Below are 18,968 nucleotides of genomic sequence, written 5' to 3'. Positions count from 1 at the left end.
TTTTTAGTCCCGCTATATTCTTGTTTGATAGGTGGTTATTTCGGGTGGGTTTTTGGAGGAAAAAACCTTTTCTCTCCGCCTCACGTTATAGCGATGGTAATACACCATTTATTCACCCTCAAACAAGTAATTCAGATTATGAAGAGATTTCTGACCTTGACCCTCGCTCTCCTCGTACTCACGACCCTCAGTCTGCGTGCAGGTAGCGACCGCGTCATCCAGACTAAGCAACTGCCTAAGGCCGCCCAGCTCTTCCTCGCGAAGCACTTCGCCGGACGCACTGTGTCCCTGGCGAAGGAAGATCGTGACTTCTCAGGGACGACCTACGATGTACTCCTTGCCGATGGTACCGAGATCGAGTTCTCCTCTCGTGGTGAGTGGAAGGAGGTCGACGGCAAGCGTACCGCCCTGCCTACGTCATTCATCCCCGCTCAGATCATCAATGCCCTGCGTGCTCAGTATGCTGGCGAGTCCATCGTACAGATCGAGCGCAAGCGCCGTGGCTACAAGGTAGAGCTTAGCTCTGGCCTTGAGATCCAGTTCGACTCGCGCTACCAGATCGTCGGCTACGACGACTAAGCGGCTATCACCTATTTACCCTACCACCTTCATCATGCGAATCAAATCCCTTGCACTGCTCCTCACGGGAGCCCTCGCCATCAGCTCACTCTCAGCCCAGACGAAGACGACGAAGGCTACAGCTACAGCACCTGCCGCTACGGCAGAGCCTGCTAAGCCTCCCTTCCAGCTCTTTGCCCTGCCGTATGCTACCGATGCGCTTGCGCCTGTCATCAGCCAGCGCACCGTCAAGCTTCACTACGGCAAGCACGTCGTGGGCTATCTGGACAAGCTCAATAAGCTCGTGCGTGAGAATGATATCAAGGAGCGGGATCTGGTGCGTCTGGTACGCTTCTCCTCGGGAGCGATCTTTGATAATGCAGGTCAGCTGCTGAATCACCTCCTCTACTTCAAGCAGTTCCGCCCCTACGAAGCAGGTCGCGTCACGGAGCCCCAGGGGGCTCTGCGTGCAGCTCTCCTGCGTAGCTACAAGGACTTTGATGCCTTCAAGGCGGACTTTGAGAAGGCTGGTGGAGAGATCTTCGGCTCGGGCTGGCTCTGGCTCTCTACCGATGAGGCTGGAGATATCTACGTCGAGAAGACCTCGAATGCCGGTACGCCCGTCACTCGTGGTCGTGTGCCCCTCCTCGCTATCGATATCTGGGAGCACGCCTACTATCTCGACTATGAGAATCGCCGTGCCGACCACCTGCGTGCCATCTGGCAGATCATCGACTGGGAGGTCGTAGGGCGTCGCTACGAAGCTCGCGCTAAGGGCGTGCAGCTGTAGTCGGCTCTTTCCTCTTACGATAACGACGAGGCCCACCCTGCTGATGCGGGGTGGGCCTCGGTGCGTAATAGGGTAGAGGGCGGGCTACTGCCCTTGCCTACGGAGGAGGGTGAAGCGTGGTGAGATGCTCAGGTAGGCCTCGATGAAGGAGCTGGTGCTATGTGCCGAATGTGGGTGGATATAGAGCCCACCACTCACGCCGAAGGTGTACGCCTCGGACTCGATGATGCGGTAGCTCCCCTGCCAAGCGGTGTAGCACGGGTGATGTGTGAGGAGGTAGCTTCGTCCCGCACGCCCGACGCTCTGCGCGAAGGGGATGCCCAGCGGGCTGATGAAGTCGTGCCCGTAGAAGTGACTTAGCTCTGTCTGCCAGCGTCGCCAGCTCAGGCCCGCTGTGGCGAGGAAGCCCCAGCCCTTGTCTGAGGCATAGTGCTCGCCCCGCTGGCTATAGGCAAGGCCGTAGAGCCCTGCCTGTACCGTCAGAGGGTGCTTAGGGAGGGCGAAGTGATGGCTGTACACTGCACCGAGGGCGGCATTGAGCCAGGTGTGCACGGTGTCGGCTCGCTCATTCAGCACGCCACCACGATGGTGGGCGACGGCTTGGAGCTGGAGCTCGAGGCGGTCGGTGGGGTTGAAGTCAAAGCCTTGGGCGGTGCTGAGCCCGAAGACGAAGGCCTCCTGATGCTTGTCGCCTCGGAAGATGAAGCTCTGCCAGTCGACCCAGGTGTCCAGTCGGGTACGCTGCCCTTCGTAGCGAATCTGCAGGCCCATCTCGGGGTCTGCGGTGAGGTTGAGCTCAGGATTGTAGAGCGGCTCGATGAGTCGGTGCTTCTCTCCGCCTTGCAGATGCCCCAGGAGGATAGCCCAGCCTGCTGCTGGCTGTATCGACGCCTGGAAGTAGGGGAGGAGGCGCAGGCGTGTATAGCGGTCACCATCGCCCCGCCAGTAGGGGAGGTCCTGATAGGCCAAGGCGGCCGGGTAGCGTGTGGCACCCCAGTAGTAGAGGTTGTAGACACCGAGACGTAGCTCGATGGGAAGATGGGTCTCGGGGCAGTAGCTGAGGTTGGCTCGCAGGCGATAGCCTGGGAGGGTATAGTCGGCGACGAGGTCGGAGGCGTATTCGTCATTGCGGAAGAAGCCTTCGCCGACGACGTCCAGACCGAGGAGCGTCGTGCTATCCTTCGGGGCGGTACAGTGAGGCTCTTCACTGCGGTAGTAGGTCTGTGCTCCGAGGTCGGACGCAAAGAAGAGCGTGAGGAGGAGAGGTAAGAAGTGGAAGTATTTGGCCATGATGACGGGGCTAAGTGAAGGGCTTCTTCACAGCGCAAAGATAATCCCTTCGCTCCGTCCCCGTGAATCCTACTCTGAGGAGCGGGAGGATAGATGTGTACTATCGGAGGGGAGGATAGGGCGGGTCTGGTCTTTTTTGAGGTGAATTCGGGGTGAAATTGGTGATTTTATTCGCTGCAGCAGGTGCGGGCTCTACCTTTGTGGTGATTTATCCAAGACGGAGTGCTGACGGAGTGCCTTCGCCCGTGTCAGCGCATCACCCTTAGCTTCATAATCCCCAATGCTTACCAAGAATAAGAAACAGCTACTTGTATTCCCGCTCTTTGCGCTCGGCTTTATGGCTATGCCCATGAGTCTCCATGCAGAGGAGCAGGATAGCATCCAGACCAATGCTATCGAGCAGGTCGTCATCCGCTCCTACGTCCCCCAGCGCCCTACCGCTCCCTCAGTAGGTCAGCCAGCAGCGCTGACGTGGATCACGAGCCGTGACCTCAGTCAGTATCGTATGCAGAGCATCACGGACCTCACGGGGCGCGTGCCTAGCCTTTTCGTGCCCGACTACGGCTCGAAGCGCAGTGCCGCCATCTATCTGCGTGGGAGTGGTGCACGTAGCTCGGGGCAGACCATCGGGCTCTACGTCGACGGGGTACCCGTGCTGAATAAGTCGGGCTTCAACTTCGATATCCCTGGCATCACGGGCGTCGAGGTGCTACGTGGCCCGCAGGGTACGCTCTACGGGCGCAATGCGATGTCGGGCATCATCAATTACTACACGCGCTCGGCCTTCGACCAGCCTGGGGGTGAAGCAAAGCTCACAGCAGGCTCGCACCGCCTCCTGCGTGGCTCCGTCGAGCAGGCCTTCCGACTCTCCGACAAGGTGGGGCTGAGCTACGGTCTCTCGGGGACGACCCGCCGTGGCTACTTCTACAATGAGACCCGTCAGGCCTATCAAGATAGTCTGCGTATGGTAGGCGGCTTCGCTAAGCTCGAGTATCGCCCTACGGAGCAGCTTGAGATGGCCCTCTCCCTCTCGGGCGACTACGTCCAGCAGGGAGGCTTCCCCTACCGTACGGACGACCCTCGTACCAAGCAGCCACTTCCGCTCTCGGCCGATGCGCCCGAGAGCTACAAGCGTCACACGGCTACGCTGCGCTATCTCCTCAGCTATAAGTGGGGTGGGGTACAGCTCCAGTCGGCGACGAGCTATCAGTACCTCTTCGATGAGACGCAGATGGATATGGATGCCCTCCCTGTCTCGTACTTCCACGTCACACAGGGACTGCGTGAGCATGGGCTGACGCAGGAGTTCATCCTCAAGAATCTCCGTGGCGAGCGTCCCAGCCGCTACGACTGGAGTGTCGGGCTCTTCGGCTACCACGATGCCAAGCGTGTAGAGGCCCCCGTGACCTTCTCCTATGGTGGGCTGAGTGCACTTATCAATCAAGCGATGGCTGCCCTGAAGCAGCGCGTCCCCGCCATGCCTTCGCTCGTCTACTACGATGCTACGCGCTCGGATCGAACGAATGCAAACGACTTCCGTATGCCCGACTGGGGGCTGGCGCTCTACCACGAGAGTGCCTACCATCTCACTCCCGCCTGGACGATCACCGGTGGGCTGCGCCTCGACTACGAGCATCACGAGATCGACTACGACTCCCGTGGCTATGAGCTGAGCCTCGCTGTGGCAGGGGCGACTCAGGCTCTGGCTACCGCCCCTCCCGTTCATCTTGAGGGGAAGCAGTCGGTAGGCTACTGGAATCTCCTGCCCAAGCTCTCTGTGTCTTGGCATCCTACAGAGACACTCCGTGCCTATGCTACCGTGAGCCGTGGGGTGAAGACGGGGGGCTTCAATGAGCAGTCCTTCTCCGATCTTATCACTACTGCCCAGCAGAAGGCACTCCAGGCACAGATCTCGGGGCGCGGGGGCTTCGATAGCTCGACGATCGCTTCGGCGACGACTTACAAGCCTGAGCACAGCTGGAGCTATGAGCTCGGAGCTCGCTATGCCCTCCCATCGGCAGGGCTGGAGCTCTCGTCTTCGGTCTATCTGATGCAGGTGCGTGATCTCCAGCTGACGCGTTTCGTCGCCTCGGGGGCAGGTCGTATGGTCGGTAATGCAGGTTCGTCCCGTACGCTGGGCTTCGAGCTCTCCGCTACGCAGCGTCTGTGGTCTTCGATCCGTGCGCATCTCAACTATAGCCTCACCGATGCCCGCTTCACCGAGGAGACGGCAGCAGCGAAGAAGGGAAACTTCGTCCCCTTCATCCCGCGCCATACTTATAGCGTTATGCTTTCGGCGAACGAGCCGCTCTCACGCCGCCTGCGCCTCTTGGGCGAAGTCGAGTACGCTGGCCTCGGCGAGGTCTATTGGCGTGAAGACAATACGACCCGCGAGTCCCTCCAGTCTACGCTGCGTGCTCGCCTCGGGCTAAGCTACGATCGCTACACGCTCGCGCTGTGGGGAGCCAACCTCACGGATAATAGCTACACGGTCTTCCAAGCAGCCTCACCGCTGGGCCGTCTCTTCCAGACTTCGGCACCTCGTACCCTCGGTGTCGACCTGTCGGTGAAGTTCTAGCTCATCTCCCCGCCTCTGCCGTCCACTGCACCTCGCGTGCTGGACGGCAGAGGTGTTCATATAGGTGTATGGATGCGTGGGTAGAGCTTATATAGAATGGCGAAGAAAGCTATATAGCTTTGGACTGATTCCTATATAGCTTTGTGAAGTGACCTCTATTAGGTTGTTGCTCCGCATAGGGATAAAAGTTGTGGACGAGTGGCAGATAAGTTTGGGCTACGTGCGTGGACGATAAATCTACGTGCGTGGATGTTTGGACTGACGTACCTAGTCTTTAAGTCTACGTACATAGACAGAGGAAACTCACTGCATGAAGGTGCTTTTCCCTCTACGAGAAGGATACTTTTCCCTCCGCTGGATAAGAGGAATACTCGCGATAAGGCGGAGGGCTTGCTTGACCACTTCAGAGAGGCATATCGGGGAATTGGTCGCGCGATGCCTTGGTACTCTAAATAGAGGGCAGGATTATAGGCAACAGTCTCTATATACTATTGTGTTAGACGAAGCATCGGACGCCCTCTTGTGGAGCGGGAAGACGGCTCAACTGAAGTTCGGTGAACAATGATTTTGTTTTTCGGTTGGAAAAGCTGTATTTTTGATGCCGAAAGGCTCTACACTCGCCCTGCCTTATGGCGGGAATGCAGTACTCCTCCATCTGCTTGTGGTGCTTTCAATACGTTATAGGAACAAGAAGAAACGAATAAATAGAACTAACTAACTCACAAAAACAACTCGACATGAAAAAGTTATTCGCAATCGCTGCTTGCGTGGGTCTCCTCTCTGTAGGTATGGCTAATGTAGCTACGGCTCAGAATGCAGATAGCGCTGCTGCTGCCGCTACGACTCAGGTTGATTCTGCTGCTCCCGCTGCTGACTCTGCCGCTACTGTAGCTGCTGCTCCCGCTGCTGACCAGGTCGCTGGTGAAGAAGCTGTAGCTGAAACGGGCTTCCACCAGGAGCTCAAGACCAAGTTCATCGAAGGGGGTGCAGACTTTATGGCTACCGTTGCCATCGCCCTCATCCTCGGTCTGGCTATCTGCCTTGAGCGTATCATCTACCTCAACCTGGCTAACGTCAACCCCGACAAGCTCCTGCGCGACATCGAAAAGGCTCTCGTCGAAGAAGGTAACATCGAAAAGGCTAAGGAAGTAGCTCGCAACACGCGCGGTCCTATCGCTTCTATCGCTTACCAGGCTCTCCTGCGTGCTGACCAGGGTATCGACATCGCTGAAAAGTCTGTCGTATCTTACGGTGGTGTACAGGGTGGTCTGCTCGAAAAGAACCTCTCTTGGATCACGCTCTTCATCGCTATGGCTCCTTCACTCGGGTTCCTTGGTACGGTCGTAGGTATGGTCCAGGCCTTCGATAACATCGAAAAGGTCGGTGATATCAGCCCAACGGTCGTCGCTGGTGGTATGAAGGTCGCTCTTATCACGACCATCGGTGGTCTTATCGTAGCTCTGATCCTTCAGATCTTCTACAACTACATCCTCTCTCTCGTCGAAGGCATCCTCAACCGTATGGAAGACGCTTCCATCACGCTGCTTGACCTGATCGTCAAGTACGATGCCAAGAAGAACAAGTAATCCTACCCTGTAACAACAATAAAGAAATGGCTGTAACTAAGATACGCAAGGTATCCAGCACGACTTTATTAGTCCTCCTGGCGCTCAGCGTACTGATCTTCGTCCTCTTCTTCGCGGGAGGCTCGGAGCTCGACGCTAAGGGCAATAAGGACTATGCGTTTACGGGTATCTTACTTTACTGGACGTACTTCCTCTTCATCGTCACGGTCCTTGCGACGCTCTTCTTCGCTGGACGTAGCATCGCTACCAATAAGACCAAGGACGTTGTAGCCCGTAAGTCCAACCTTATCTCCGTCGTCGTCCTCGTCGTCTCACTCATCCTCGGCTATGCTATCGGTAGTGGTGAGGCTATCAAGGGGCTTAACGAAGCTTCGCAGGCTTATAACACCAGTGGTTGGCTGAAGGTCACGGATATGTGGCTCTACTCCACCTACGTCCTCTTCGTCGTCACCCTCGGTGCCGTCGTCTGGGGCGGTGTATCCAAGAGATTCCTCGGGAAGTAACGGTTGTAATCAGTAACGAATAGAACAAAAAGCATTATGGCTCTGAAAAGAAAGACTCCTGGCATCAACGGATCGTCCTCGGCCGATATCGCTTTTATGTTGCTTATCTTCTTCTTGATTACAACTTCAATGGATACTGATAAGGGTCTGAAGAGGCGTCTGCCTCCGATGGCTCCAAAGCAACAGAAGCAGCAGGAGATCGAGATCAATGACCGCAACATCATGCGACTCTTGGTCAACCGCGCTGACGAGATCGTGATCTCGCGTAAGGATGCGTCTGGCATCGACCAGCTCATCCCCGTCAAGCTGGATGAGCTGAAGGACTACGCTGTCGAGTTCATTACGAACCCCGAGAACAAGCCCTTCCTCCCTGAGCTTGAGCGTCGTGAGATCGAAGGGCTGGGTGAGCGTACCGTCATCACCTCTGGTTATGCTATCTCGATCAAGAATGAGGTCGAGACCAGCTACCAGCAGTACGTCAATGTCCAGAACGAACTCATCAAGGCCTACAACGAGGTCTGGGATGCCTTCGCTAAGAAGGAGTTCGGTGGCAAGACGTTTGAGGCGCTTTCCCCTTCCGAGAAGAAGTCTGTCCAGGATGCATATCCCATGCATATCTCTGAAATGGCTCTCTCTAACCTTGCAAAGAAGTAAAAGACATGGGTAAATTCAGTAAATCAGGTGGGCGTGAGATGCCCGAGCTAAACACTTCGTCCCTCCCTGACTTGGTATTCGCCTTCCTCTTCTTCATCATGATGGTTACGACCATCCGTGAGGTTACCCCGAAGGTGAGCTTCAGTAACCTGCCTACGGCTACTGAGCTTACGAAGCTCGAAGAAAAGTCGCTCGTTACCTTCATCTACGTCGGTAAGCCCAACAAGGAATACCGCGAGATGTACGGGTCTAACTCAGCGATTCAGCTCAACGACCAGGTCACGCAGAATCCTACGGCTGTGTATAGCTACCTCAAGCAGTCACAGTCGAAGATCAAGGACGAGCGTCGCAGCCTTATGCAGGTCTCTCTGAAGGCCGATAAGGATACGAAGATGAACATCATCTCTCAGATCAAGGAAGAGCTCCGACGTGCTGACGCACTTAACCTAAGCTACTCGGCTCGTAAGCGTAACGACTAAGTCACGCTTCTCTCTCCGATATTATTCCCTCAGAAGAGAGCCCTCCAGCGCACCTCCGTGTGTCTCGGGGGCTCTCTTCTTTTTTATCCCACTCGCTCCCGTACACTCGTTCCCCGAGTAGAGGAGGCTTCCTCACGGGGATATCTCATGGGATAGGTGCTCGATTTCGGAGCGCCTCTTACCTGAGACTTCGGCTTGCTGGAAGCTTTAGCCTGCAAGGGCGCTTTCATCGCTTGGGGAGCTGTGGGCCTTAAGCCTCCGCATGCAGGCCATCCGCACGCACATACCACTCTATACACATCCGTATCGACTATGAAACGAATACTCACTTTGGCTCTTGCATCGGCTTTGGCTCTACCAGCTCTGGCTTATGCAGAGAAAGGATCTCCCCTTTGGCTGCGCCATCAGCAGATCAGTCCCGACGGCTCGCAGATCGCCTTCTGCTACAAGGGGGATATCTACACCGTACCTACGGCTGGTGGGCAGGCACTACGCCTTACCTCTAATGCCGCTTATGACGGTACCCCTATTTGGAGTCCCGACAGCCGTTCGCTGGCCTTCTCTTCTGACCGTGAGGGGAGCAAGGACGTCTATATCGTCAAGGCTGATGGCTCAGGTCTGCGTCGCCTGACCTATAGCAGCGAGAAGGAAGTGCCCGTCGCCTTCCTTGATGGCTCTACGCTCCTCTTCCAGTCCTACGTCATGCCAGATGTCAAGGATGGTATGTATCCCTGGGACTGGTTCGTACAGACCTACTCGCTTGACCTCTCTAAGACTATTGCCCGCCCCAAGCTCTACGGTGCTTATCCTATGCTGATGCCTTCGCTGCGTGGTGGCGAGATCCTCTACACCGACGTCAAGGGCTACGAAGATATCTGGCGTAAGCATGCTATCTCTCCTGTGACGCGTGATATCTGGCTCCGCTCCAAGGATGGTAAGCACACGAAGCTCACGACCTTTGGCGGTGAAGACCGTAATGCCGTCTGGGATAGCAAGGGCGGCTTCTACTACCTCAGTGAGCGCGAAGGCTCCTTCAATGTCTACCACCGTGATGCTGCTACGGCTGCCGCTGCCGACAAGAAGATCACTTCTTTCACGAAGGACCCCGTTCGCTTCCTCTCTATTGCCTCTAATGGCACGCTCTGCTATGGCTTCGATGGCGAGATCTACACTCAGACGCCTGGTGGTCAGCCCACGAAGGTGAATGTCTCTATCGTCCGTGACCAGGAGGAATCGGCTATCAATCCTGAGACGATCCGTGATGGCGTGTCGTCCTTTGCCGTCGCTCCCAGCAATAAGGAAATTGCCTTCATCGTCCACGGTGATGTCTTCGTCACTCACACCGAATACGGCACGACGAAGCGCCTCACCAGCACCCCCGAAGAAGAGCGTGATGTCGACTTCAGCCACGATGGCAAGAAGATCGTCTACGCCGCTGAGCGCAATGGCGGGTGGAATATCTATATGGCTGAGCTGAATCGCTCGGATGACCCCCTCTTTGTCTATTCGCGTGACATCAAGGAGACGCAGCTGACGAAGAATAAGGAAGCGTCCTTCCAGCCTCTCTTCTCTCCCGACGGCACGAAGGTGGCTTACCTGCGTGATCGCACGGGTATTTACGTCCACGATCTCAAGTCCGGTCGTGACTACAAGGTCCTCGATAAGAAGTTCAACTACTCCTACTCCGACGGCGATATCAGCTACCGCTGGAGCCCCGACGGCAAGTGGATCCTCGCTGACTATATCGGTCATGGCGGCTGGCAGCACCCTGACTGCGCTATGGTCAAGGCTGATGGCTCTGGTGAGATCGTGAACCTCACCGAGAGTGGCTACTCCGAAGGCTCGGGTAAGTTCGTTATGAAGGGCAAGGCCGTCCTCTTCTCCTCCGACCGTGCGGGCTACCGCAGTCATGGTAGCTGGGGTGCAGAGCGTGACTACTACCTGATGTTCCTCGACCGCCAGGCTTACGAAGACTTCAAGCTCTCGAAGGAAGATAAGGAGCTCCGCAAGGAACTCGCTGACCTTACGACTAAGGACAAGAAGACCGACGAGAAGAAGGATACCAAGAAGCCTGCGAAGAAGTCCACGAAGAAGTCGGCTAAGACGGATGCAAAGGATGATAAGGATACGAAGGAAAGCAAGGGCTTCACGCCTGACTTCACCGATCTGGATCATCGTACGGTCCGTCTGACGCGCGCCTCGGGCTCGCTCTCTGACGCTGTCATCACCGATGATGGTAAGAAGCTCTACTACATCGCTAAGTATGAGAACTCCTACGACCTCTGGGAGCGTGACCTCGAAGAGCAGTCTACGAAGCTCCTCAGCGCACGTGTCGGTGGTGGTAGTCTGACGCTCGGTCAGGATGGGAAGACCGTCTATGTCGGCACGTCCTCTGGGCTCAATAAGCTCGATGGTGGTCAACTCAAGGCTATCAGCTTCGCTGCTGAGTTTGAGCATCGTCCCGCAGCTGAGCGTGAGTATATCTTCGACCACGCATGGCAGCAGGTCAAGGAGAAGTTCTATGACGTCAACCTCCATGGTGTCGACTGGGACTACTACCGCAAGACCTACCGCAAGTTCCTCCCCCACATTGATAATGATGAAGACTTTGCTGAGCTCCTCAGTGAAATCCTCGGTGAGCTGAATGCTTCACACACGGGTGGTCGTGTCTTCCCCAAGCGTTGGGCTAAGCAGACGGGTTACCTTGGCGCCTTCTACGATCAGAAGCACACGGGCAATGGCCTCAAGATCGAGGAGATCCTCGCTGGTGGTCCGCTCACGCACTTCGGTGACAAGATCAAGGCCGGTATGATCATCGAGAAGATCGATGGCGAAGTGATCGATGCAGATCGTCCCGTAGAGCTCTACCTTAATGGCAAGGTCGGTAAGCGCGTCAGCGTCACCTTCCACGATCCTAAGACGGGTAAGCGCTTCGAGGAATTCATCCGCCCCATCGGTCAGTCTACGCAGAAGGATCTCTTCCACCGCCGCTGGGTACAGCAGCGTAAGGATATGGTCGAGAAGCTCAGTGGTGGCCGTATTGCCTACATCATCGTGCCCTCGATGAATACGTACAGCTACCGCAATGCTTACAAGGAGCTCCTCGGTAAGTACCGTAATTATGATGCAGTCATCGTCGACACCCGCTACAATGGTGGTGGTTGGCTCCACGAAGACCTCGTCTTCCTGCTCAGTGGTAAGCTCTACTCTCGCTTCACGCCTCGTGGTCAGTACATCGGTGATGACCCCATCATGCAGTGGACTAAGCCCAGCTGCGTCCTGGTGAGCGAAGGGAACTACAGTAATGGTCATGGCTTCCCCTGGGTGTATAAGACCCTCGGTCTCGGTAAGATCATCGGTACGCCTGTCGCAGGTACGATGACGGCCGTCTGGTGGGAAACGCAGATCAATCCTTACATCGTCTTCGGTATCCCTGAAGTTACCTGCGCCGATGTCAATGGTGTCGCTATGGAGAACCAGACGCTACAGCCTGATATCGAGGTCTACAACACGCCTGCCGACTACCTCTCTGGTCGTGACGTCCAGCTCGAGCGTGCCGTACAGGAGATGATGAAGACGATTAAGAAGAAGTAACTTCTCCCGCACTTTCACCTTTGAGGTAGCGAAGACCTCCTGCTCTTGCTACTTCAAGGTATCCCCCTTGCCCCTCCCACCGAAGGGGCTGATCCTGAGTGGTCAGCCCTTCGGTGGGAGGGGCTTTTTTATGCAGTAGAGTGGAGTCGCGCGGAGGGTAGGGGTGGGAACCAGTATTGGTCGCTGCTCCTATAGGTATATGAGTACGTGTGTAGAGCTATATAGGATGGCGAAGAAAGCTATATAGCTTTCGGTGCGAAGCTATATAGCTTTGTGAAGAGATCTCTATTAGGTTATTGCTCCGCGTATGGATAAAAGTTGTGGACGAGTGGCAGATAAGTTGGGGCTACGTACGTGGCTCTAATATCTACGTACGTGGATATTTGGATTTACGTACCTGGTCTTTAAGACTACGTGCATAGATAGAAGAAAGCCACTACGGGAAGGCGCTTTTTTCTTCATGAGAAGGACACTTTTCCTTCCGCTGGATAAGAGGAATACTCGCGATAAGGCGAAGGGCTTGATCGGTCACTTTGGAGAGGCATATCGGGGGATTGGGTGCGCGATGCCATAGCGCTCTAAATAGAGGACAGCACTCTCCCGCAACAGTCTCATATTGGTCACTCGTCGAACCTATATTGGTCACCGCGTGGAGCAATATAGGTGGCCTCACCGACCAGTATAGGTCAGCCCGTCGACCAATATAGCTTTCTTCTACTACCCATATAGCCTCCTTCTTGCACCTCCTATTGCTTGACCTATCGCTCTCCCGATGTGTTTCATACATTGAGATATAGGGGTAGGGGATAGCTTGCGCTCTTTCGTGCTTTCTTGGAGGCGTGTGAGACGGGAAAATTGGGTGAAAAGTGAAGAATTTTCCGATCAGTATGCCATCACTTTTTGACGGAGTTTGTGCCTCTTCGCTGGCTGAATTATGGCAAAATGTGGCAGAATGACGTGATGGAAGTGGCTGAGTAGGTGGAATGTTTTGTTCGTTAAAAATCTTAGGAAGTTGGGCCTATTTTCGAAGGTTCTTTATATAGCTTTTTATCTATATTTGCTACCGCAATTCGCACTAACACAACAATGCATCAACTTTGATTATGCTAACTCGATTACGTAGTCTATTCGTCGCCCTGATCCTCGTGGTCATGGGTGCGATGCCCGTGTGTGCGCAGACTATCCAAGCTAAAGGTAAAGTCATCGACAGCGAAGGTAAGGCCCTCGCTGGCGTCTCTGTATCTGCTAAGCAGGATAAGGCACTGCATACCACCACGGCATCTGACGGTACCTTCTCAATTCAAGTAGCCGAGAAGACGATCCTTGTCTTTACTCTGACAGGGAAGCAAACTGTAGAGCTGGTAGCTACGACCACGCCCATGCAAGTTACTCTCCCCAATGCAGCCCCTGAAAAGAAGGAGACCACTACGGTCGTCTCTATGCGTCAGGCTACATCGGTGAAAAGCGTCTACTATCCTCTGTGGGTCATCGATGGAGTGATCTATAAGGAAGACAAGAACTTCAACGTCGCAGACCTTGCGTCTCCCGAAGCTAAGCGTCTCATCGCAGCCGCTCTGCCCGGTCTCTCTGAGAGCGACATCCAGAGCTTCCAGGTCATCAACGACGCTTCTGCAACCGCCCTCTATGGTCAGCGCGCCCTCGGGGGGGTTATCTCCGTCCGCACGAGTAAGGCTGGGCAGGGGACGAACTCCTTCACTTATCAGGCCGAGCTTACCTACCGTGCCATCCCCTCCTACCGTGAGTTCAATATCCTGAACTCTCAGGACCAGATGGCTGTCTTCAATGAGATGGCCAACGGTAAGAGCCTTGACAACGAGGCTGTCTTCATCGCCTCGCAGTATGGGGTCTATGGCCACCTCTACAATAGCATCTATAATTACAATGACCTGACTGGTGAGTACGGTGTACTCAATACCGATGCAGGTCGTGCTGCTTACCTGCGTGCTGCGGAGCTTCGTAATACGAACTGGTTTAAGGAGCTCTTCCAGCACGCCATTCGTCACCAGCATACCCTGACTTTCTCTACGGGTACGCAGAAGGCGAACTACTATGCTTCGCTCAACGCTAACCTTGATCCAGGGTGGAATAAGTACGAGAACTCTCAGACCTACTCGTTCAACTTCAACGCTGACTTCCGCCCCTTCAAGGGCTGGAGCTTCGGTATCCGCTCCACGGCCTCCTACGGCAAGGTGCACTATGGGGGTGACTGGCGCCCCGGTAGCTATGCTCCTATCGCCAGCCGTACGCTGGATCCCAATACCTTCTATGCGTATGACTACACGCCGTTCAATATCAAGCACGAGCTCCAGCACAATACTCGTGACTACAAGACGGCTAACCTCTCTCTGCAGGCTACCATCGACTGGCAGCCCATCACGCAGCTTCGACTCTCTGCCCTCGGCGCACTCCGCTATCGTGACCAGTATGGTGTGACCGACCGCGATGAGCACTCCAATGCCGCAGAGGTGTACCGCAATATCAGCAAGAGTATCATCCGTAGCTATAGCGATTACCTCTACAAGCCTCTTGATGACCCCACGGCTCTGCCTCAGATCGTGATGCCCTATGGTGGTATTCGCAATTCGCAGAATATCATCGATGAGCGCTACGACGGTCAGCTCAAGGCCCACTACAATGACACCTTTGGTAGCAACGGCGAGCACAGCCTCTCGGCTGTCGCTGGTCTCGAAGTCTTCGAAGAGCGTCACCTCAATGAATGGTTCGATGCCTATGGGGTCAACTATAACCTCGGTTATCTGACTACCTATTCACCACTGCTCTTCACGAACCTGCGTAACAAGAGCAAGCAGTACTATAGCATCCATCCCACGCTGGACCGCGGGGTCTCTCTCGTCGGTAATGTCGACTATACTCTCCTCGGTCGCTACCGTGTGAATGCTTCATACCGCCGCGAAGGGACGAACCAGTTCGGTCGTGCTCGCACCATCCGCTATATCCCCACTTGGAACGTCGGTGGTAACTGGTCTATTGATCAAGAAGCCTTCTTCCCCAAGCTCAAGCCCCTGTCTTCGCTCTCGATGAGCCTCTCCTACGGGATGTCGGGGACGATCCCTTACGTGCACAACGCACTGCCTCGTCTGAAGACCCTCCTTCCTTTCTTCGGGGATGCTAACCTCATCGAGCCTGGGGTTTATATCAATGAGCCTGCTAACTATGACCTGACCTATGAGAAGATGTATGAGCTCAACTGGGGCCTCAACTTCGGTCTCTTCGATGAGCGTATCTCAGCAGGTATCACCCTCTTCAATCGTCAGGGTCGTGACCTCATCGACCAGGTATTCCCTCAGGGTACTGGTGGCTTCGTCGACTATCTCTATGGGAACGTCGCTCAGATGAGTGCCAAGGGGATTGAGCTCTCGCTGACTACGCAGAACATCCGCACCCGCGACTTCTCATGGTCAACCTCGATCACCTACTCGCGCAATACCAATAAGGTGACGCGCCTCAATACCAGCCCCTCAGTGACGAACCTCACGGACGGTGCTGCTCGTCAGGGCTACCCTCTGAACTCACTCTTCTCCATCCCCTTCTACAAGCTGGATGAGAACGGGCATCCTCGCTTCTTCCTCCCTAACGGTGCTGATGTCCTGCCTGATGGCCGCCACATCACCAGCCCTAAGCGTGGTGGACAGGTCGCTTGGACGGCTTCTAATCCCGAGGAAATTGACTATCTCCTCTACTCAGGTACTCTGACGCCTACCGATCAGGGTGGTATCAACAATAGCTTTAGCTTCAAGAACTTCCGCCTCGGTGTCTACGTCTACTACTCCTTCGGTGGCGTGATGCGCCTGCCCCAGCAGTTCGCTACGAAGTACAATGACCACCAGGTCATGGGTAAGGAATTCAACCGCCGCTGGCTGCGTGCTGGTGACGAAGAGCGTACGAACGTCCCTGTGATCGCTACGGATGCTCACCGTCAGGCTAACCCCTACCTGAGCAATGCCTACACAAACTACAATAAGTCTGATGTCCGCATCGCTAAGACCGACTACATCCAGCTGCGTGATATCTCTCTGAGCTATACGGTACCTAAGGCCTTCGTAGACCGCCTGCGTCTCTCTTCGCTCGCCCTCAAGTTCCAGGCCTCCAATGTGGCACTCATCTATGCTGATAAGAAGCTCAATGGTGCGCTGCCTTATAGCTATGCCCCTCACTCCTACATCTTCACCGCTACTGTTGGGCTTTAGTCTGATGGTATAAAGGATCTATACAGAATGAAGAAGTTATCATTCAGCCTACTCGGGCTGGCTTTGGTCGCTGGCTCTATCTTCGGGATGAGCTCTTGCGGGAAGTTCCTCGACGAGAATGCCGATGGGCACTATGTCGATGGGAATACCCCTTATAAGATCAGCCGCTTCTTGACCTACGCCTATCCGCTGTCGTCACTGGCTCATATCTCGGAGCTCTCCTCGGACAATACGTATGAGGATGAGACGCGTAACCCCTATCGTGAGGACTTCCAGGACCTCGCTGTCTACTGGAAGCCTATCACGACGACGGACGGTTCCGCCTACTACGATGGGACGCTCAAGCTGTGGGAGTCCTACTACTACGCTATCGCTCAGGCTAACGAAGTGCTGACGCTCATCGAAGAAACCAAGGACTACGGTGACCGTAATATGGCCTCACGAGCTGAAGCCCTCGCCGTGCGTGCTTGGTCGCACTTCCAGCTGGCGAACGTCTTCTGCCTCCCCTACAACTTCGATGGTCAGGGTGGTGCGACGAACCTCGGTATCCCCTATATCGCAGAGCGTGTCACGACGATCCTGCCCGACTATCCCCGTGGTACCCTCAAGGAGACCTACGAGAAGATCGATAAGGATCTGCAGGAGGCCATCCCTCTTCTGGAGAAGTATAACATCTACCAGAACGATATTCGTCGTTTCCACTTCACCGCTGAGTCTGCCTACGCCTTTGCTGCGCGCTTCTACCTCTACTACAACCAGCCAGATAAGGCTAAGGAGTATGCGGATAAGCTCCTCGGAGACAACCCTGCATCGCAGCTGCGTAACTGGGCTGGTAACTACACGGGTATCGACGCTGCTAATGCCAATGCTAAGGCGCTGGCTTACTATCGTCCTACCAATGCAGCGAACCTCCTGGTGGTCTCGCTCTACAGCGACTTCCAGTTCACTACCACCAGTGGTGAGGCCTTCACGAACTCTCGCTACACGCACTCCAATAAGTGTGCTGCTGATGAGACCCTCTGGAAGAATATCTGGAATGTAGGTCGTAACCGTGACGAGTACAACTTCGCTCCCTATATCTACGACAAGGTCTTTATCGACAAGGTTTATCAGCCCAAGCTGCCTACCCTCACAGGCTCTCGTAGCGTCGAGGTACAGCTGACGACGGACGAAGCTCTCATCAACCGTGCTGAAGCTAAGATTCGTCTTGGGGATCTCGCTGGTGGTCTCGCCGACCTCAATGTCTGGACTCAGGCTTACCTCCGTCCAGGACTTGCCAAGCGTACCTTCACGCAGGCTGAGATCGTGGCTTACTACAATGCCCTTCCCTATGCGGACAATACGACGCGTTCGCCTAAGAAGCATCTGACGAAGGCGCACTTCAAGCTCCATGATGGCTCTACGATCACGGAGGGTACCGCTACGGAGGCTCTCCTGCAGTACGTCCTGCAGTGCCGTCGTATCCTCACGCTCCACGAAGGTCTTCGCTGGCAGGATATCAAGCGCTTCGGCATCGATATCTACCGCTGGAAGAAGGTCGATGCAGGTGCAGATACCTACGAAGTACCTGCTGACGGTGTACTCCTCGGCTCTGATCTCCGCCACGCTATCGCTCTGCCTCAGCAGGCGATCACTGGACAGATCCAGCAGAACCCACGCTAATGCTTACAGCTATGAAACTATTCAATAAGATCATTGCACCGCTTCTTCTCTCGGCGGCTCTGGTGAGTTGCGGGTCTTCTTCTGACGAGGTCGATCCCAAGCGCCCGATCTTCTCACCGCTGGATACGACGACGATGACCGAGGTCCAGAAGTACGTCCAGAACTACTTCGGGAAGAAGTTCAATGTAGATATCCGCTACAACTATGAGGATCGCCTGGCGAGTAACCTCTATAAGCTCGGGCCAGCCTCTGAGGCCCAGGCACTGAAGTACCTCAACCTCATGCGCTATACCTTCTTCGAAGTCTACGAGAAGGTAGCTCCCAAGGGCTTCGCTGAGCGCCATACCATCAAGCAGCTTGTCCTCTTCGGGACGCTCGGCTATGGCCCTACGCAGAACCTCCTCGGGGAAGCGCCCTTCGGGATGATCCAGGTCTATGATATCAATCGACTCAATATCCCCTACTTTGATGCCGATGACTACGAGGCATCTACCTTCAACTACTACTACCAGCGTGCTCGAGATAACTATATCCAGACGCTCTATCATGAGTCCGCTCATACCCTCCACCAGGATACTCCTGTCCCAGAGGCCTTCCTGAAGCTGACGATCTCAGACTACCAGCAGGACAATGCATTCTCCTACTGGTATATCCGCGGTATCTCTTCGCTGACTGCAGGCTTCATCTCGGACTACGCAAGTAAGAGTCCCGAAGAAGACTTCGCTGAGCTCTATGGTACCTACATGGTGCTCCTGCCTGAGGAATGGGAGAATCTCATGGTCCAGGCTGACTATAAGTATAAGCCCGACTCTCGCTATACAGGTCGTGAGATCCTGGAGCGCAAGCTGGCCATCATGAAGGAGTATCTGAAGGCTAACTACCACCTCGATATCGATGTCGTCCGTGCCGAGGCTAACCGCCGTATATGTGCGATGGCCGACTATAGGAAGTTGCCTACTACGGAGGCCTACTATGAGTTTATCAAGGGCGACTTCTCGAAGCTTCCTCCCTCTTATTATTCTACTATCCCTAAAGATTAGACTGC

At 54.9% G+C, this 18,968-nt stretch carries 12 protein-coding genes; 11 read left to right on the top strand and 1 reads right to left on the bottom strand.

Annotation, left to right across the window (positions count from 1 at the left end; translation table 11 throughout):
- Positions 1 to 138: 138 nt before the first annotated feature.
- On the top strand, positions 139 to 579 hold the full coding sequence (locus IEX77_RS06040) for a PepSY-like domain-containing protein (protein ID WP_229770814.1): 441 nt from the start codon (positions 139 to 141) through the stop codon (positions 577 to 579).
- Positions 580 to 613: 34 nt separating this feature from the next.
- Complete coding sequence (locus tag IEX77_RS06035; RefSeq protein ID WP_229770813.1) at positions 614 to 1,348, top strand: superoxide dismutase; 735 nt, start codon at positions 614 to 616, stop codon at positions 1,346 to 1,348.
- An 84-nt stretch (positions 1,349 to 1,432) separates the two neighbouring features.
- Here IEX77_RS06035 and lpxZ read toward each other — a convergent pair whose 3' ends face one another.
- A complete protein-coding gene (gene lpxZ / locus IEX77_RS06030; RefSeq protein WP_188808143.1) occupies positions 1,433 to 2,638 on the bottom strand; it encodes an LpxZ family protein in 1,206 nt (401 codons plus the stop codon).
- A 280-nt stretch (positions 2,639 to 2,918) separates the two neighbouring features.
- Here lpxZ and IEX77_RS06025 point away from each other — a divergent pair, with 280 nt between their 5' ends.
- From IEX77_RS06025 to IEX77_RS05985, 9 genes are all read left to right on the top strand, one after another.
- Complete coding sequence (locus IEX77_RS06025; RefSeq protein ID WP_188808142.1) at positions 2,919 to 5,216, top strand: TonB-dependent receptor; 2,298 nt, start codon at positions 2,919 to 2,921, stop codon at positions 5,214 to 5,216.
- 737 nt (positions 5,217 to 5,953) lie between these two features.
- Positions 5,954 to 6,802, top strand: a complete 849-nt coding sequence (locus IEX77_RS06020) for a MotA/TolQ/ExbB proton channel family protein (protein ID WP_188808141.1) — start codon at positions 5,954 to 5,956, stop codon at positions 6,800 to 6,802.
- A 26-nt stretch (positions 6,803 to 6,828) separates the two neighbouring features.
- Complete coding sequence (locus IEX77_RS06015) at positions 6,829 to 7,305, top strand: hypothetical protein (protein ID WP_188808140.1); 477 nt, start codon at positions 6,829 to 6,831, stop codon at positions 7,303 to 7,305.
- 36 nt (positions 7,306 to 7,341) lie between these two features.
- A complete protein-coding gene (locus IEX77_RS06010) occupies positions 7,342 to 7,959 on the top strand; it encodes an ExbD/TolR family protein (protein ID WP_188808139.1) in 618 nt (205 codons plus the stop codon).
- A 5-nt stretch (positions 7,960 to 7,964) separates the two neighbouring features.
- On the top strand, positions 7,965 to 8,438 hold the full coding sequence (locus tag IEX77_RS06005) for an ExbD/TolR family protein (protein WP_188808138.1): 474 nt from the start codon (positions 7,965 to 7,967) through the stop codon (positions 8,436 to 8,438).
- Between the two features lie 312 nt (positions 8,439 to 8,750).
- Positions 8,751 to 12,032 (top strand): S41 family peptidase, encoded by a 3,282-nt coding sequence (locus tag IEX77_RS06000; RefSeq protein WP_188808137.1) that lies wholly within the window; start codon positions 8,751 to 8,753, stop codon positions 12,030 to 12,032.
- 1,103 nt (positions 12,033 to 13,135) lie between these two features.
- Positions 13,136 to 16,261 carry a TonB-dependent receptor domain-containing protein gene (locus IEX77_RS05995; protein WP_229770812.1) on the top strand — a complete coding sequence of 1,042 codons (3,126 nt, stop codon included), beginning with the start codon at positions 13,136 to 13,138 and terminating at the stop codon, positions 16,259 to 16,261.
- Between the two features lie 27 nt (positions 16,262 to 16,288).
- Positions 16,289 to 17,923: a RagB/SusD family nutrient uptake outer membrane protein gene (locus IEX77_RS05990; RefSeq protein WP_188808136.1), complete on the top strand. Its 1,635-nt coding sequence runs from the start codon at positions 16,289 to 16,291 to the stop codon at positions 17,921 to 17,923.
- 11 nt (positions 17,924 to 17,934) lie between these two features.
- Complete coding sequence (locus tag IEX77_RS05985) at positions 17,935 to 18,963, top strand: substrate import-associated zinc metallohydrolase lipoprotein (protein ID WP_188808135.1); 1,029 nt, start codon at positions 17,935 to 17,937, stop codon at positions 18,961 to 18,963.
- Positions 18,964 to 18,968 lie beyond the last annotated feature (5 nt).

The sequence above is a fragment of the Porphyromonas pasteri genome (assembly GCF_014647755.1).
GTDB classification, from domain to species: domain Bacteria; phylum Bacteroidota; class Bacteroidia; order Bacteroidales; family Porphyromonadaceae; genus Porphyromonas; species Porphyromonas pasteri.
Note: the sequence above shows the minus strand (reverse complement) of the source record. Positions and strands in the feature narration are given on the sequence as shown.

Coding starts and splice junctions, on each gene's coding strand:
- IEX77_RS06040 (WP_229770814.1), top strand. CDS start 139: ATGAAGAGATTTCTGACCTTGACCCTCGCTCTCCTCGTACTCACGACC.
- IEX77_RS06035 (WP_229770813.1), top strand. CDS start 614: ATGCGAATCAAATCCCTTGCACTGCTCCTCACGGGAGCCCTCGCCATC.
- lpxZ (WP_188808143.1), bottom strand. CDS start 2,638: ATGGCCAAATACTTCCACTTCTTACCTCTCCTCCTCACGCTCTTCTTT.
- IEX77_RS06025 (WP_188808142.1), top strand. CDS start 2,919: ATGCTTACCAAGAATAAGAAACAGCTACTTGTATTCCCGCTCTTTGCG.
- IEX77_RS06020 (WP_188808141.1), top strand. CDS start 5,954: ATGAAAAAGTTATTCGCAATCGCTGCTTGCGTGGGTCTCCTCTCTGTA.
- IEX77_RS06015 (WP_188808140.1), top strand. CDS start 6,829: ATGGCTGTAACTAAGATACGCAAGGTATCCAGCACGACTTTATTAGTC.
- IEX77_RS06010 (WP_188808139.1), top strand. CDS start 7,342: ATGGCTCTGAAAAGAAAGACTCCTGGCATCAACGGATCGTCCTCGGCC.
- IEX77_RS06005 (WP_188808138.1), top strand. CDS start 7,965: ATGGGTAAATTCAGTAAATCAGGTGGGCGTGAGATGCCCGAGCTAAAC.
- IEX77_RS06000 (WP_188808137.1), top strand. CDS start 8,751: ATGAAACGAATACTCACTTTGGCTCTTGCATCGGCTTTGGCTCTACCA.
- IEX77_RS05995 (WP_229770812.1), top strand. CDS start 13,136: ATGCTAACTCGATTACGTAGTCTATTCGTCGCCCTGATCCTCGTGGTC.
- IEX77_RS05990 (WP_188808136.1), top strand. CDS start 16,289: ATGAAGAAGTTATCATTCAGCCTACTCGGGCTGGCTTTGGTCGCTGGC.
- IEX77_RS05985 (WP_188808135.1), top strand. CDS start 17,935: ATGAAACTATTCAATAAGATCATTGCACCGCTTCTTCTCTCGGCGGCT.